This is a genomic window from Streptomyces sp. JJ36 (assembly GCF_021696945.1).
GTDB lineage: Bacteria > Actinomycetota > Actinomycetes > Streptomycetales > Streptomycetaceae > Streptomyces.
On the sequence record NZ_JACYHE010000070.1, the window covers coordinates 18,089 to 32,798 of the forward strand.

16 protein-coding genes are annotated in these 14,710 nt (G+C 76.9%); 9 read left to right on the forward strand and 7 right to left on the reverse strand.

Annotated elements, in window-relative coordinates; translation table 11 throughout:
* Window positions 1–120 precede the first annotated feature (120 nt).
* Complete coding sequence (locus tag HOY81_RS21710) at window positions 121–777, reverse strand: dienelactone hydrolase family protein (RefSeq protein WP_237322174.1); 657 nt, start codon at window positions 775–777, stop codon at window positions 121–123.
* A gap of 281 nt (window positions 778–1,058) precedes the next feature.
* Between HOY81_RS21710 and HOY81_RS21715 the strand changes: the two genes are divergently transcribed.
* Together HOY81_RS21715 and HOY81_RS21720 are read left to right on the forward strand one after the other, a co-directional pair.
* Window positions 1,059–1,256: a DUF5133 domain-containing protein gene (locus tag HOY81_RS21715; RefSeq protein ID WP_237322175.1), complete on the forward strand. Its 198-nt coding sequence runs from the start codon at window positions 1,059–1,061 to the stop codon at window positions 1,254–1,256.
* A 22-nt stretch (window positions 1,257–1,278) separates the two neighbouring features.
* The gene (locus HOY81_RS21720; RefSeq protein WP_237322176.1) at window positions 1,279–1,680 is read left to right on the forward strand and encodes a ChaB family protein; all 402 of its coding nucleotides are present in this window, start codon (window positions 1,279–1,281) and stop codon (window positions 1,678–1,680) included.
* Between the two features lie 178 nt (window positions 1,681–1,858).
* Here the strand turns inward: HOY81_RS21720 and HOY81_RS21725 are convergent, their stop codons facing one another.
* The 6 genes from HOY81_RS21725 to HOY81_RS21750 all read right to left on the reverse strand — a co-directional run bounded on the left by HOY81_RS21725 (window position 1,859) and on the right by HOY81_RS21750 (window position 7,155).
* Entirely contained in the window at window positions 1,859–2,602 is a 744-nt protein-coding gene (locus HOY81_RS21725) for a PepSY domain-containing protein (RefSeq protein ID WP_237322177.1), read from the reverse strand.
* 35 nt (window positions 2,603–2,637) lie between these two features.
* Window positions 2,638–3,660 (reverse strand): glycosyltransferase family 9 protein, encoded by a 1,023-nt coding sequence (locus HOY81_RS21730; RefSeq protein WP_237322178.1) that lies wholly within the window; start codon window positions 3,658–3,660, stop codon window positions 2,638–2,640.
* Window positions 3,657–4,256, reverse strand: a complete 600-nt coding sequence (locus tag HOY81_RS21735; RefSeq protein WP_237322188.1) for an HAD-IIIA family hydrolase — start codon at window positions 4,254–4,256, stop codon at window positions 3,657–3,659. Before HOY81_RS21735 ends, HOY81_RS21730 begins: the two co-directional genes overlap by 4 nt.
* Before the next feature lie 165 nt (window positions 4,257–4,421).
* Window positions 4,422–4,616: a DUF2795 domain-containing protein gene (locus HOY81_RS21740; RefSeq protein ID WP_237322179.1), complete on the reverse strand. Its 195-nt coding sequence runs from the start codon at window positions 4,614–4,616 to the stop codon at window positions 4,422–4,424.
* Between the two features lie 109 nt (window positions 4,617–4,725).
* On the reverse strand, window positions 4,726–5,496 hold the full coding sequence (locus tag HOY81_RS21745; RefSeq protein ID WP_237322180.1) for an SDR family oxidoreductase: 771 nt from the start codon (window positions 5,494–5,496) through the stop codon (window positions 4,726–4,728).
* A gap of 99 nt (window positions 5,497–5,595) precedes the next feature.
* Entirely contained in the window at window positions 5,596–7,155 is a 1,560-nt protein-coding gene (locus HOY81_RS21750; RefSeq protein ID WP_272893138.1) for an MFS transporter, read from the reverse strand.
* 507 nt (window positions 7,156–7,662) lie between these two features.
* On the opposite strand from HOY81_RS21750, the gene HOY81_RS21755 reads away from it, so the two are divergent.
* From HOY81_RS21755 to HOY81_RS21785, 7 genes are all read left to right on the forward strand, one after another.
* Window positions 7,663–9,468, forward strand: a complete 1,806-nt coding sequence (locus HOY81_RS21755) for a glycoside hydrolase family 15 protein (protein ID WP_237322181.1) — start codon at window positions 7,663–7,665, stop codon at window positions 9,466–9,468.
* A gap of 128 nt (window positions 9,469–9,596) precedes the next feature.
* Window positions 9,597–10,652: an SDR family oxidoreductase gene (locus HOY81_RS21760; RefSeq protein WP_237322182.1), complete on the forward strand. Its 1,056-nt coding sequence runs from the start codon at window positions 9,597–9,599 to the stop codon at window positions 10,650–10,652.
* Window positions 10,653–10,902: 250 nt separating this feature from the next.
* Window positions 10,903–11,226 (forward strand): NADH-quinone oxidoreductase subunit A, encoded by a 324-nt coding sequence (locus tag HOY81_RS21765; RefSeq protein WP_237322190.1) that lies wholly within the window; start codon window positions 10,903–10,905, stop codon window positions 11,224–11,226.
* A complete protein-coding gene (locus HOY81_RS21770) occupies window positions 11,217–12,725 on the forward strand; it encodes a hypothetical protein (RefSeq protein ID WP_237322183.1) in 1,509 nt (502 codons plus the stop codon). The genes HOY81_RS21765 and HOY81_RS21770 overlap by 10 nt, the downstream gene beginning before the upstream one ends.
* A complete protein-coding gene (locus HOY81_RS21775) occupies window positions 12,722–13,663 on the forward strand; it encodes a complex I subunit 1 family protein (RefSeq protein ID WP_237322184.1) in 942 nt (313 codons plus the stop codon). Before HOY81_RS21770 ends, HOY81_RS21775 begins: the two co-directional genes overlap by 4 nt.
* 14 nt (window positions 13,664–13,677) lie before the next feature.
* Window positions 13,678–14,235: an NADH-quinone oxidoreductase subunit J gene (locus HOY81_RS21780; protein WP_237322185.1), complete on the forward strand. Its 558-nt coding sequence runs from the start codon at window positions 13,678–13,680 to the stop codon at window positions 14,233–14,235.
* A complete protein-coding gene (locus HOY81_RS21785) occupies window positions 14,232–14,537 on the forward strand; it encodes an NADH-quinone oxidoreductase subunit K (protein ID WP_237322186.1) in 306 nt (101 codons plus the stop codon). The genes HOY81_RS21780 and HOY81_RS21785 overlap by 4 nt, the downstream gene beginning before the upstream one ends.
* Window positions 14,538–14,710: the final 173 nt, after the last annotated feature.

A 14,710-nucleotide genomic window follows, 5' to 3' on the forward strand; every position in this document is an offset into this window, starting at 1 on the left:
CCGTGGGCACGAGCGCCGGGTACCCGGTCGGCGGGGCTCAATCTCACTGGCCGCTCGGATGCGCCGTGTCGCTGTCCCGGCCGGCCCGCGGCTCTTGCGCGCCGGGGCCGCGTCCGGAGATCATGCGGCCCGCTCCTCGGTCATCCGCACGAACCAGTCACGTGCCTGCTCGGCGACCGCCTCCAGGGCCCCGGCCTCCTCGAAGAGGTGGCTCGCGCCCGGCACCACCTGCACCGAGTACGGCGCGGTCAGCCGGTCCGCGGCCTGCTCGTTGAGCCGCAGCACCTCCCGGTCGGCCCCACCGACCAGCAGCAGTACGGGCGCCGCGACCCGGGGCAGGGCGTCGCCGGCCAGGTCGGGCCGGCCGCCGCGGGAGACCACCGCCCGGACACGTTCGGGCCGTTCCGCGGCGGCGACGAGCGCGGCGGCGGCACCGGTGCTGGCCCCGAAGAGGCCCAGCGGCGCCGCCCCGGTGTCCGGCCGGGCGGCCAGCCAGTCGGCGGCCGCGACCAGCCGGCGGGCCAGCAGCGGGATGTCGAAGCGGTGTTCGCCGGTGGCGGCGTCGATGCGCTCCTCGTCCTCGGTGAGCAGGTCGAAGAGGAGGGTGCCCAGGCCGGCGTCGTGGAGCATGCCCGCCACGGCCCGGTTGCGCGGGCTGTGCCGGGAACTGCCGCTGCCGTGGGCGAAGGCGACCATCCCGAGGTCGCCGGCCGGTGTTTCGAGGTCCCCGGCGAGTTCGGCGCCGTCTGCGGCGATCCGTACGGCTTCGGAGGTCATGGGCACCACCCCGGTGCGGGTCGGGGGCTCGCGACGGTCCGGTGCCGGGTACCCGGCGTCCGCGCCGCGAATCCGCGGGTGCCCGGGGTCGGGTGGGCGTGAGCGACCGGCGCACACGGGGTTAACCGGAGAGGCGGCGGGGAACTCGCGAGGCACGGCCGGGCACGCAGCACACGGCGAGCGTTGTCGGCTGTTTTGTCCGATCATTCCGTGTGGAAGCGGCGCGTCCGCGAACGCCCGCGGAGCCGCGCCGCCCGGACACGCACAGAGGAGGAGCGGACATGCTGATGGCACACCCGGCCGTGCTACGGGAGCTCGTGCAGCGCTACGAGAACCTGCTGAGCCAGGACGGCGGCGCGGCACCCCGGCAGCAGCAGGAGATCGAGGACGTCTCCTACACGCTGTGCGTGTCCACCGGGACACGGTCCGTCGAGCGGGCGCTGACGCTGGCGCGGGAGAGGATCACCGCCGCCTCGTGAGGCCCGCGGAAAGGTGAAGGTCATGCCGGCACGAGAGGAACTGCCTTCGACGCTGCGGCGCTCCCCGGACGAGGCCCAGCGGACCTGGATCAAGGCGCACGACTCCGCCGTCGAGGAGTACGGCGAGGGCGAGCGCGCGCACCGGACGGCGTACAGCGCGCTCAAGCACAAGTTCGAGAAGGTGGGCGACCACTGGGAGCGCAAGGAGCAGGGCCGCAAGGGCCCCTCCGACCCGGGTGCCGCCCGGCCGCGGGGCCGCGGCGGACGTACCGGGGAGGGCGTCGACGAGAACGCCAGCAAGGAGCACCTGTACAGCGTGGCGCAGCGGCTTGACGTGTCGGGGCGCTCGAAGATGAACAAGCAGGAGCTCCTGGAGGAGATCCGCAAGGCGAACCGGTCGCGCACCCGCAAGTCGCGGTCCTGACGCGGCCGGTACCGGCGGCGGAGGTCCGCTCCACGGCCGGACACGGCGCGGCGGGCCGGGGCCCTGGGCCCCGGCCCGCCGCGCCGTGTCCGGTGCCGGTTCCGCCGGCGGCCCGCCCGGACGGAAGGCGGCTGCGCCGGTGCGTGGCGGCTGAGTCCTGCCGGACACTCGGCGGGACTCAGCCGGACGGGGCGGGCAACGGAGTGCGCCGCAGCACCTCGCCGGTGACGGCGTCCACGTCGTAGCGGTGGAAGTTCTCCGGGCGGATCGCCGCGACCTTCACCGTCCACACCACCCGGCCCGCCTCGCCGCGGCGCAGGTCGATCCGGGCGACCTTGCCGAACTCCGGTTTGGTCACCTGGCGGACGGCCTCCTCCGGGAGCAGCTTCGCCTCCTCGAGCAGGGTGAGCGTCCGCTCCGAGGCCTCACCCTCGGGAGCGGGCGGCGGCTCCGGTGTGAGCGTCGCCGGGGGCGGGGTCGTCTCCGGCGGCGGGGACTCCGGCGAGGGCGTCTCCGGAGGCGGGGTCGTCTCCGGCGGCGGGGACTCCGGCGGGGGCGTCTCCGGAGGCGGGGTCGTCTCCGGCGGCGGGAGCGGCCGCCCGGTGGTCGCGGAGAGCCGGACGACGTACAGCGTGCCGTCGTCCGCGACGACCTCGCTGCGCCACACGGGCTCCCGGTCGGCGTGCCGGAGCTCCAGAGAGGTCAGCTCTCCGGTGGGGACCTCGGCGACGGAGTGCCGGATGGCCTCGTCGTACGCGATCTCGACGTCGGGGAAGACCTCCCGGGTCTGGCCCGGGACGTTCTCCGTCCCGCAGCCGGCCAGGCCCACCAGGGCCGCCAGGGCCGCGGCCGCGGCCCCTCCCCGTGCCGCACGCCCGTGCCGGACGGGCCGGGGGCCCCGGCGACGCTCCGTCTCGCTCACTGTCCTCTCCTCTCCGTTCGGCGCACTCCGCGTCCTCAGGCAGACCCTCCCGGGGCGAACTCCGCCACGGCCGCCAGCAGCTCCTCGTCCGTCACCGAATCCAGGCAGGGATGGCCCGGCACCGGGCAGGTACGGGCCCGGGTGCCGGCGCAGGGAGCGTCCGCGCGTCCCAGCAGCACGTGCGGCACCCCGAAGGGCGCCCAGCGCCCGGCGGGCACCACGGGCGCGAAGAGGCAGACGACCGGGGTGCCGACGGCGGCCGCCAGATGGGACGGCCCGGTGTTGCCGACCACCACGGCGCGTGCCCCCGCCAGCACGCCGGCGAGCTCCCGGAAGCCCGTGCGGCCGCCGAGGTCGAGGCCGTAGCTGCCGGCGACGTCCGCGGTCAGCTCCTTCTCCGCGGGCGCCCCGGTGACCACCACCCGGTGCCCCGCCGCGTTCAGCGCGGCCACCGCCCGGGCGGCGCGCTCCGGGCTCCAGGCCCGGGCGGGCACGGCCGCCCCCGGGTGCACCACGACGTAGGGGGCGGAGCCGGTGAGGTGGGTGGTGTCCGGTGGCGGAAGCGTGCGCAGGGCGCCGTCGTCGCCGGGCGGCAGCCGGAAGCCGGCCGCCCGGGCCAGGTCCAGCGCGGCCTCCGCCTCGTGCCGGTCCGGGGCCCGCCGGTGGCGCCGGTCCAGCAGGGCCCCCGGGTAGTGCTCGCTGTCGGCTGCGACCCAGGGGACGCCGGCCAGCTTCAGCAGCAGCGCCGCGGGCAGCGGGCTCTGGTGGTACGAGGCCAGCACCAGGGCGCGGTCGAAGCGCCCCGCCGCCACCGTCTCCACCAGGGCGGCGGTGTCCTCCTGCCGTACGGGCGGCGGGCGCAGCCCCACCCACGGGGCGTCGTGCACCAGCACCTCGTCGACTCCGGGGAGCAGGCGCGCGGCCTGTTCGCCGAGCGGGCCGCTGAGCAGCGCGGTGCGGGCGGAGCCGTGGGCGGCGGCCCGCACGGCCGGCCCGGCCAGCAGCACGTCGCCGGCGCTGTCCAGGCGTACGACGAGGGTGCGGGGGCGGGCCGTCACCGGGCCCTCCGCGCGGGACCCGCCCCGGGGCGACCGGAACGCTGCCCGCGGGTGTCCTCCCCCAGCACCGCACGGACCGCGGCCAGCAGGTCCGGGGCGGTGCGCGGTGCCCGTGCGACCTCCTCGGGGCGGGTGACCGGGGTCGGCACCAGCACGCCGTGCGCTCCGGCGGACCGGGCGGCGCCCATGTCGGCGCCGATGTCACCGATCACGGCGGTGCGGTGGGGGGTGGTGCCCAGCCGGGAGCAGGCCGCGAGCACCAGTCCGGGCTCGGGCTTGCGGCAGGGGCAGCCCTCCCCCGGGGCGTGCGGGCAGACCGCCCACACGTCCAGCGGCCCGAGCAGCTCCTCGGTGCGCCGCTGCACCGCTTCGACCTGGGCCCGGGTGAGGAGCCCCCGGCCCACGCCGGACTGGTTGCTGACGACGCCCACCGCGACGCGGCGCGCGCGCAGTGTCTCCAGCGCGGCGCGGGCGGTGGGCATCAGGCGCACCCGGCCCGGGTCGCCGTTGTACGGGACGTCCTCGACCAGCGTGCCGTCGCGGTCGAAGAGCACCGCACGCGACGCCGGGCGGCCCGGCTCGGCCGCCGGGAACAGCCAGGGGCCGCCGGTCGCGGACGGAGTACGGGAGGGGGGTGTGGTCAACACCGCGCCCGAGTGTCCCGGGGGCCGGTCACCAAACGTGAAGAAGGAGCGGAGTCGCGTGCACACCGCCCGGACACGGTGGCGGGGGCGCCTCGCCGGGCGGGGCGCCCCGCGTCCTCACCGCCCGCGGAAGACGGCCTGCTCGACCTTGTCCGGGCCGCTGAACTCCTTCTCCTCCAGATGGGAGATCCGGTCCACGAGCTGGTCGTCGGCGCCGTTCTTCCGGGCGAGCTCGGTGAGGTGCTCCCGGTCGGTGGGGTAGCTGGCGCCCTTCAGCGCGCGCTGCAGGTCGATGGGGTTGGTCTCGGCCATGGTGTGCTCCGTCGTGCTGGTCGTCACGGGTGGTCGGCCGGCCGGCCCCGTCCGGCCGGCACCTCCCGCGGTACCCCCGGCCGCCGGGGCCAACCGGCCGCGTCCTCCCTCAGGGCCAGGAGCTCTCGCTGCGCGGCACGACCACCAGCTCCGGAACCACGCTGCCGGACGGCACGGACAGCGCGTACAGCACGGTGTCCGCGACGATCTCCGGGGACTGGAGCAGCGAGGTGTCCGCATCCGGGAAGCGGTCCAGCACGAACGGCGTCTCCATGCCGCCCGCGACGACGCCGGTCACCCCGACGCCGAGGCAGTCCCGCTGGGCCTCCTTGAAGAGCGTGTGGGTGAACGCCCGCAGTCCCGCCTTGCCGGCGGCGTACGGGCCGGCCTCGGTCCAGGTGCGGCAGGAAGCGGTCGAAAGAATGTTCACGATGTGACCGCCGCCGCGGTCGACCATGCGCCGGTAGACCTCCAGGCAGGTGTACATGGGGCCCAGCAGGTTGGTGCCGACGACCCGGGTCACCTCTTCGGCGGAGAGGTGCTCGATCGGTTTCGAGACGTCGACCGCGGCGTTGTTGACCAGGATGTCCAGCGGCTGCGGGCCGGTCTCGTCCAGCTCCCGGAACGCCCCGGCGACCGCCGCCGGGTCCCGTACGTCGAGCTCGGTGTAGAGCGCGCGGCAGCCGTCCTCCTTGAGCTCGGCGCACAGGTCCTCGGCCGTCTCCCGGCGGATGTCGGCGACGTGGACCAGTGCCCCCGCCCGGGCCAGGCGCCGGGTGATCGCGGCGCCCAGCCCCCGGGCCCCGCCGGTCACCAGCGCGTGCTTGCCCTGCAGGGCACCCTGCGCGGTCGTGGCCGTCTCGTGTGCCGTGTTCGCCATCGCAGTCCTCCGCGGTGTCGTGGTCGGGCGACGGCCGCACCCGCGGAGCGGGGCGGCCGGGCCGACGAGTACCCGGGTACGGGCACCGACACCTCGCGGTCAGGCCGCGGCCGCCCACTCCGTACGGCGGGCGGCGTACGGGCGGGCGTGCCAGAGGCGGCCGGTGCACACCGCGCCGGCGACGATCAGGCCGCCCGTCACCAGTGCGCCGCGCGGCCCGGCGCACTCCATCAGCACCCCGATCAGGGCGGGCCCGGCCAGGCCCCAGCCGGTGCTCGCGCTGCGCCACACCCCGAGCACCCGGCCGCGCATGCCGGGCGGCGGGTCGGTCTGGAGGACCGTCTTCCCGGCGGTGTCCGAGACCGACTCCACGACCGCCATCGGGGCGACCAGCAGCACCAGCCAGAACAGTCCGGGCGCCAGCCCGGCGGCGACCTGGAGCAGCGCCCCGGCGGCCGCCAGCGAGCCGACCAGGCGCACCGACGGCCGGGTCAGCCGCCCCGCGAGCATCGCGCCGAGGATGCCGCCGGCGGCCAGCACGGTGGAGACGGTGCCGAAGTCCTGGGCCGAGCCGGCCAGCGGCCCGGTGACCAGCACCGCGAGGGTGAGGGAGTAGTTGCGGCCGAAGATCGCGCTGAGCCCGGTGACACCGGCGAGCGCGACCAGGCGCGGCCGTTTCAGGAAGAAGACCAGCCCTTCGCGGGCGCTGCCGCCGGGCGCCGGGCGCTTCCGGGACGGCGCACGGCCGCCCGCCCGGCCGCGCGCGGCCGGGGGTCGTGCGGGGACCGTCCCGGCCTCCCGGGCGCCGGGCGGGGCGAGCCGCAGGAACGGGATCACCGCGGCCACCAGGAGGAAGGACAGCCCGTTGGCGGCGTACGCCACGGCGGTGCCGAAGACGCCTACGGCGACACCGGCGAGCGCGGTGCCGAGGAGCCGGCCCGAACTGTGCACCACCGAACCGACCGCGATGGCCGAGGGGACGTCCCGGGCGGGCACCAGGTCGTTGCCGAGCAGCGAGCACGCCGGGTTGTCGACCGTCGCGATCAGGCCGGTGACGGCGGCGAGCACCAGCAGCAGCGGCATGGTGAGCAGGTCGAAGGCGACCAGGGCCGCAGTGGCGAAGGCCACCACGCCGAGCACGGCCTGGCTCACCGCGGCGGTGAGCTTCCGCGGCCAGGCGTCCACCGCGGCACCGCCGGCAAGGCCGAGCAGCAGACCGGGCGCGGCCTGTACGGAGAGGGAGAGCCCGGTGGCCGCGGCGGAGCCGCTGATCTGCAGGACCAGCAGGTTCTGCACGGTGAGCTGCATCCAGGTGCCGGCGTTCGACACCAGGTTCGCCGCCGACCACCAGCGCATGCTGCGGTGGCGCAGCGAGCGCCAGGGCGACCGGCCGGCCCGGTCTCCGGGCGCGGGGCCGGACGGAGATCCGGGCCGGGCCTCGGGCACGGCCTCGGGCAGGACCTCGGCCGGGGGTCCGGGCCGGCGGTCCACCGGGGCGGCCGCGGGCGCCGCCGCGGGGGCGGCGCCGGGTCTCGGGGGCGCGTCGTCCGGCGCCGCGCCCGGTTCCGGGACGGAACCGGCGGGTACGGCGGTGTGCTCGGGCGGGGCGGCCTGCCGGGGCACGGCAGGCGCGGGGGCGGTGGCGAGAGGAGGAGTCATCGGGGTCTCGGCGCGGAGGTGACCGAACCGCGGGTCGGGGACGGAACCGGGCCCGGCGGCACGCACGCCGCTCCGGGACCGGTCGAGCGCGGGGGCTCCGGTGCCGCTCCGGCGGGTGTTCCGCCGTCCGCGGCTCGACGACGCCCCATGGTCACAGACGGGGGGCCACGGTCGGTTCGGGACGCCGTGAGCAGTCGCTCACCGGACCGTCAACCCGGCGCGCGCCGGGATGACTTGGGGCTCCTGTGCCGTTGCTCACAGCCGGTGCCGCGGCCGGGCCGCCGGGGCCCGGGGACGGTGGCCCGCGTCACGCCGCAGGGCGGGGGCGGGGCCGCCCCGCGGCGTTTCCGCCCGCCGGGCCCGGGTACCGCGGGCGGCGGACCTGCACGCTTCTGCCGAGGTGACCCGTGCCCACGACCGACGCGCCCACCGCCGCCCGGCGGTCGCGCGGTACCCGCTCGCCGTTCCCCTCCCCGGCCGCCCGCAGGCCGCGGAAGGAGGTGCGGTATGGCTGAGCAGCCACCGGCCTCTCCCGCGGCGTGGCCGGGACCGCCCGGCTCCCCGGACCCCGCACGGTCCCTGGCCCGTCCCTGGGCGCTGCGGAACTACGCCCTGCTCGCCGACGGCGAGCGGGGCGCGCTCGTCGACCCGGACGGGGCGGTGGTGTGGCTCTGCGCACCCCGGTGGGACGACGAGGCCGTGTTCTCCCGGCTGCTCGGCGGCCGGGGCGGCTACCGGCTCGCCCCCGAGGACGACTGGCGGGTCTGGGGCGGCTACTACCAGGACGGCACGCTGATCTGGGTCAGCCGGTGGGTGTCGGGCAGCGGCATCGTGGAGAGCGAGGAGGCGCTGGCCCGCCCGGCCGGCCCCGGCCGGGCCGTGCTGCTGCGCCGGGTCCACGCCCGGCGCGGCGACGCCGCGATGAGCGTACGGCTCGATGTGCGGCCCGGCTTCGGGCGGCACCGATTGACGGAGCTGCGGGAGCGGGACGGGTGCTGGACGGGGCGCGCGGGCCCGCTGCACGTACGGGTGCACGGGCTGACCGGTGTGCGGCCGGACGCCGAGGGCGAGCTCGCAGGGCGGTTCCTGGTCCCCGAGGGCCGAACGCACGACGTGGTGCTGGAGATCGCCGACCGGGAGCACACCGACCCGCTGGACCCCGGCGCCCTCTGGGCGGCCACCCGGCACGCCTGGGACCGGGACGTGCCGTCCTGTGACGACACCGAGGAGCCCCGGGACGCGCGGCAGGCGTACGCCCTGCTCCGGGGCCTGACCAGCGGCGCCGGCGGGATGGTGGCCGCCGCGACCACCGCGCTCCCCGAGCGCGCACAGGCGGGCCGGAACTACGACTACCGCTACGCCTGGATCCGCGACCAGTGCTACGCGGGTCTCGCCGTCGCCGCGCACGGACCCCACCCGCTGCTGGACACCGCGGTCCGCTTCACCACCGAACGGGTGCTGGCGGACGGGCCGGAACTGCGGCCGCTCTACACGGTCCGGGGCGGTCACGCGCCGCCGGAGAAGGCGGTGGGCCTGCCGGGCTACCCCGGCGGCAGCGACCGCGTCGGCAACCGGGCCAGACACCAGTTCCAGCTCGACGCCTTCGGCGAGGTGCTCCAACTGCACGCCGCGGCCGCCCGGCTGGGCCGGCTGGACGCCGAGGGCCGGCGTGCCTGTGAGGTCGCAGCCAAGGCCGTCATGGACCGGTGGCGGGAGCCGGACGCTGGAGTGTGGGAGCTGGAGGAACGCTGGTGGACCCACTCCCGGCTGAGTGTGGTGGCCGGGCTGCGCGCGGCGGCCGACGCCCTCGGCGGAACCGCCGCCGACGACTGGCGGGCGGCCGCCGACCACATCCTCCGGGAGACCCGGCGCCGCTGTCTGCACCCCGACGGGCACTGGCAGCGCGCCGAGGACGACGAGGGCATGGAGGCCGCGCTGCTGATGGCCTTCGCCCGCGGCGCACTGGAACCCCGGGACCCCACCGCCGTCCGCACCCGGCAGGAGATCCGCGACCGGCTGGCCAAGGAGGGCTACCTCTACCGCTTCCAGCACGGTGACACCCCGCTGGGCCAGGCGGAGGGCGCCTTCACGCTGTGCGGCTTCATGATGGTGCTCGCCGCCGACTCCCAGGGCGACCGGAGCGAGGCGCTGCGCTGGTGGGAGCGGATCCGGTCGGCCGCGGGCACGCCCGGGCTGTTCGCCGAGGAGTACGACGTGCTGCAGCGGCAACTGCGGGGCAACTTCCCGCAGGCGTTCGTCCACGCGCTGCTGCTGGAGAGCGGGGTGCGCCTGGCGCGGCCGCCGCGGTCCTGACCCGCTGCCGGCCCGGGCCGCCGCGGTGCGGACGGCGCCCCGGAGCCGTACCGGCACCGTCCCGGCGCAGCCGGGAGCAGCCCCGGAACACCCGCTCCTGACGACCCGACGACGGAGAGGAGAGCCCCATGACGTCCCGACGCACAGGTGAGGTGGCGGTGGTGACCGGCGGGTCCGCCGGCGTCGGCCGCGCGACCGTACGGGAACTGGCCCGCCAGGGCTACGACGTGGCGGTGGTCGCCCGCGGCCGGGCGGGCCTGGACGGCGCGGTGCGCGACGCCGAGGAGCTCGGCGCCCGGGCGCTCGCGCTGCCGGCCGACGTCACCGACCACGAGGCCCTGCGCGCGGCGGCCGCACGTACCGAGGAGGAGCTCGGCGAGATCGGGCTGTGGGTGAACAACGCCTTCGCCGGCACCCTGGCGTTCGCCTGGGACACCCCGATGGACGAGTTCCGCCGCGTCACGGAGGTCACGTACTACGGGCAGGTGCACGGCACGCTGACCGCGCTGGAGCGCATGCGGCCGCGGAACCGCGGGGTGATCGTCAACGTGGGCTCCGCGATGGCCTTCCGGGCCATCCCGCTCCAGGCCGCGTACTGCGGCGCCAAGCACGCCGTGAAGGGCTTCACCGAGTCCGTCGTCGCCGAACTCCGCCATGAGAAGAGTGCGGTGAAGCTGTGTCAGGTGCAGCTTCCCGGCCTGAACACCACCCAGTTCAACTGGAACGCCAGCCGGATGCCGGAGCACCCCATGCCGGTGCCCCCGGTCTTCCGGCCGGAGCTCGCGGCACGCGGCATCGCCCACCTGGCACGGCACCCGCGCCGCAACATGTGGGTCGGGGTGTCGACCGCCTACACGATCCTGGGCGAACGCGTGGCCCCGTGGCTGCTGGACCGCTATCTGGCCCGTACCGGGGTGCAGGGCCAGCAGACGGACGCGGACCTGCCGCGCTGGGGCTCCAACCTCTTCCGGCCCCGGGACGAGGACCGGGACCGCGGCGCCGACGGCCCGTTCGGCGGGCAGGCCCACACCGCCGATCCGCTGCTCTGGCTGGCCCTGCGCCGCGGGGAGCTGCTGGCCGGGGCCGCCGCGGTGGGCGGCGCGCTGACGGCCGCCCGGCGGGGCGGCGCGGCCCGGCGGGCGGTCTCCGCGGGCCTGCGGGGGCTGCTCGGGACCGGCCGGTAAGCCGGGGCGCGTTCCGCCCGGCGGCCGTTGGGCCGTTCGGGCGGGCGTACCGGCGAGCGGTGCGGGGCCTGCCCCGGCGGACGGCGGCGCGGGGTTATCCCGGACTCCCCGGGGGTACCGGCGGGCACCGTGCACCACGGCCGCGGCCGTAGCGGCACGGGACGGAAGCAGCGCGGGGCAGCGCGAGAGACGCGCGACAGCGCGGGAAAGGGGGCACCGGGTCGTGAGCGAGTTCGTGGACCTGGTCGTGATGGCGGTACTGGCCGTCGGGGCGGTCGTGGCGCTGCGGCTGCTGCACCGGCTGACGGCCGTCCGCGCCGCACCACTCACCGCGGGGCCCTTCCTCTCCGGCGGGCGCCCGGAGGAACACGCGGTCTCCCGCTTCCACGCCCGGTGGTACGCCCTCACGTTCCTCTTCCTGGCGTTCGACGTGGAGATGCTCTTCATGTACCCGTGGGCGCTGGTGGTGGCCGAGAAGGGCATGCCGGCGGTCGCGGAGATGTTCGCCTTCCTGGGCCTGCTGATGTGCGGCGTCGCGTACGCCTGGCGCGAGGGGGCGCTGCGATGGGCCTGACGCACTGGGCGACGCTGCGGCCGCATGTGCTACTGGCGGTGTGCCCCGGCGCCACCGGGCTGCGGCTGGCCGCCGAGCGGGCGGTGGCCCGGGTGGGCGGACGCCCGGCGCTCTCGCCGGCGGATGCGGACGTCCTGCTCGTGGTGGGCGCGCCCTCGGCGGACATGGGGCGGGCCGCGGAGGAGTTGTGGGCCGGGTTGCCGGGGCCGCGCGCCCGCGCCGAGGTGACGGAGCCGGAGGCCGTGGAGGACACCCTGCGGCGAGCGGTGGCCGCGCTGACCGCCCCGGAGCAGTACACGGACGCGCGCGACCGCGACGACGAGTGGGGCGGCGGTGCCTCCGGCGGGGACGCCCGTGACGAGACCGGCCGCGGCAACGGGGGTGAGGGCTCCCCCACGGCGGAAGGCCACCAGGACGGGAGCGACGACGAGCACCCCGGTGCGGACGACGACGCCCCCGGGGCCCACGGCCACGGCACACACCGCGCGGAGGAGCGCGACGGCGACGCGTCCAGGGGACGTGAGCACGGCGAGGGTGAGGCCGGGCACGGCGACGGTCACGAGGGCCACGGTGGGCGGCGCGGGACGGCGCAGGAGGACGGAGACGAGCACGGCGGCGGAGGTCGCGGGGACCACGGCGACCAGGAGGGCCACGGCGGGCACGAGGACCACGGCGGGCACGAGGACCACGGCGGGCACGGGGACCACGGCGGGGAGATGCCCGGAGGGCTGGGGATGGCCGGGCGGGCCGAGGACCGGGACGGGCTGGCGCTGGACGTGCTCCGGGTGCCGCTGGGGCCCGTGCTGCCGTACTGGCCGGCCGGGCTGGTGGTGCGCACCCGGTTGCAGGGCGACGTCGTGCAGCACGCCGAGGCCCACGTACTTCCGGTCCGTCGGGGGGTGGAGCCCGGTCGCCCGTTCTGGCACGGCGACGACGCCCCCGCCGGCGGCCCGAGCGCCCGTACGGCGGCCGCCCATCTGGACTCGCTGGCCCGGCTCCTCGGGGTCGCCGGCTGGCCCCGGGCGGGACACGCGGCCGCCGCCCTGCGGGACCGGCTGCTCGCCCCCGGCGACGTCGGGGACACCGGCGACCGCGAAGTCCGCGCGGACTTCGCCACGCTGCGCCGCCGGGTGGAGCGGTCCCGGCTGCTGCGCTGGTCCACCGACGGGGTGGGCGAGCTCACCCCGGAGCTCGCGCGCCGGCTCGGCGTGACGGGCCCGGCCGCGCGCGCCGCCCGGCCGTGGGACGCGACCGCGCGCTGGCGGCAGTGGCTCGCCGAGACCGAGGAGCTGCTGGCCGGCGGTGCGCCGCGGGACGCGGGACCGCGGGGCGACCGGACCGGCGAGGACTCTCCCTCGCGGGCGCTGCTGGATGCGGCGGAGGCGCTGCTGCCCGGCCTGGACCTGGCGGCCGCCCGGCTCTGTGTGGCCAGCCTCGACCCGGACCCGGACGAGCTCGCCGTCGCGGAGGACGCGCACCGGGGGGTGATGCCCGCATGACGGTCACCGGCGCACCGCTCTGGGCCGTCGTGCCCGCGCTGGCCGCGCTGCTGGCGGCCGCCCTGGCCGGCGCGGTGCTGGACGGCGTGCTCGCCGCCGGCCCGGGCGGGACCACCGGTCCGGCGGACGGCTGGCGGCGGCCGCTGGCCGAGGCGGCGCGGCTGCTGCGGCAGCGGCGCCGCGCCACCGTGGCCCGGGACGGGCTGCTGTGGTGGGTGGCGACGGCCGGTCCGCTGACGGTCGCGGCGCTGATGGCGGCGGTGGTCCCGGCCGGAGGCGTGACGGTGGCGGACCTGTCCGTGGGGATCGTCTGGTTCAACGCGGCCGACGTGCTGCTGTGGGCCGTGCTGTGGCTGGCCGGCTGGGCGCCGAACAGCGTCCACCCGCTGGTCGGCGGCTATCGCTTCCTGGCGCAGGCGCTGAGCTACGAGCTGCCGTTGATGTTCGCCCTGACGGCGCCCGCGGTGGCGGCCGGCAGCCTGCGCGTGGGAACGGTGGTGGCCGAACAGCAGGGCCTGTGGTTCGTGGTGTGGATGCCGGTCGCCTTCCTGGTGTTCCTGGGGTCGGTGGCGGGGTTCGCCGCCTGGGGGCCGTTCGGCGCGCCGCTGGGCCGGGACGCGGCCGGCGGGGTACGGGCCGAGGCGGCCGGGGTGGACCGGCTGCTGCTGCTCACCGGCCGGTACGCGCTGCTCGCGGCGGGGGCCGGGATGTCCGTGGCGCTCTTCCTGGGCGGCGGCGCGGGACCGTGGCTGCCGGGGTGGCTGTGGTCGGCGGTGAAGACCCTGACCGTGCTGGCGGTGCTGGTGGCGGTGCGGCGCCGGCTGCCCGTGGTGCACCCGGAGCGGCTGGTCCGGCTGGGCTGGTTGGTGGCGCTGCCCGCGGTGCTGGGGCAGGTGCTCGTCGTCGCCGTGGTCGCGGTACTGAAGTGGTCGCCGTAGTGAAGGAGTGAGCGGTGGAACTCGCGGCGTTCCTGGTCTGTGCGGTGGTCGCGGTCGCGGCGGGTGCGGCCGTGTTCCGGGTGGACTCGATGGCCCGTGCGACCTATGCCCTGGCGGTGTCGTTCGTGGCGGTGGGGGCGGCGCTGCTGCTGCTCGATCTGGCCTATCTGGGCGTGGTCACCGTGCTGATGATGGTGATGGAGATGGCGATCATGGCGGTGTTCATGATCATGTTCATGATGAACCCGGCCGGCCTGATGCCCATGTCGATGCTGCACAACAAGCGGGGCGCGCTGGCCGTCTCCGGTGCGGCCTTCGTGGCGCTGGCCGCCGGTGCGCTGCTGGTGCCGTGGCCCGAGCGCCGGGGGACGCCGCCGGAGGACACGGCGCACGCCGCCGGCCAGGCGGTGATGGGGTCGAAGATGCTGGTGATGATCGGCGTCGGTGCGGTGCTCTTCGCCACCATCGTGGCCGCGCTGGTGCTGGCGGCCGCCCGCAGCCGCTACGACCCGCGCGGCGAGCACGGGGGCGACCTGGAGCAGCGGGCGCACGGGGAGGGGGCCCGGCGATGAGTCTGGAGCTGTTCCTGGTCCTGGCCGCCGCACTGCTGGCGGTGGGGCTCTTCGGGGCGCTGAGCCAGCAGTCCGTGGTGATGGTGATGATGGGCCTGGAACTCATGGTCAACGGCGTCATCGTGGCGGCCGCGGCCTTCTGGTACTACCTGGCGCCCGCGGCCCCGGACGGGCAGGTGCTGGTCCTGGTCGTCATCGCGGCGATGACCGTGGAGATGGCGATGGGCTTCGCCGTGGTGACGCTGTTGTTCCGCGCCACGGAGGCGGACATGACGGACATGGCCGCGGAGCTGCGGGAATGAGCGGGCTGCTGTGGGCCCTGGTGGTGCTCCCCGCCGTGTCCGGGGGGCTGCTCGCCCTCGCCGGCGGGGACCGGCACACCGGCCCGGACGCCGGCGGCCCCCGGCCTCCGGGGACGCCCGGCCTGCGGGAGCGGGTGGCGGCCGCGGCGGCGCCGGCCGCGCTGGTGGTGGCC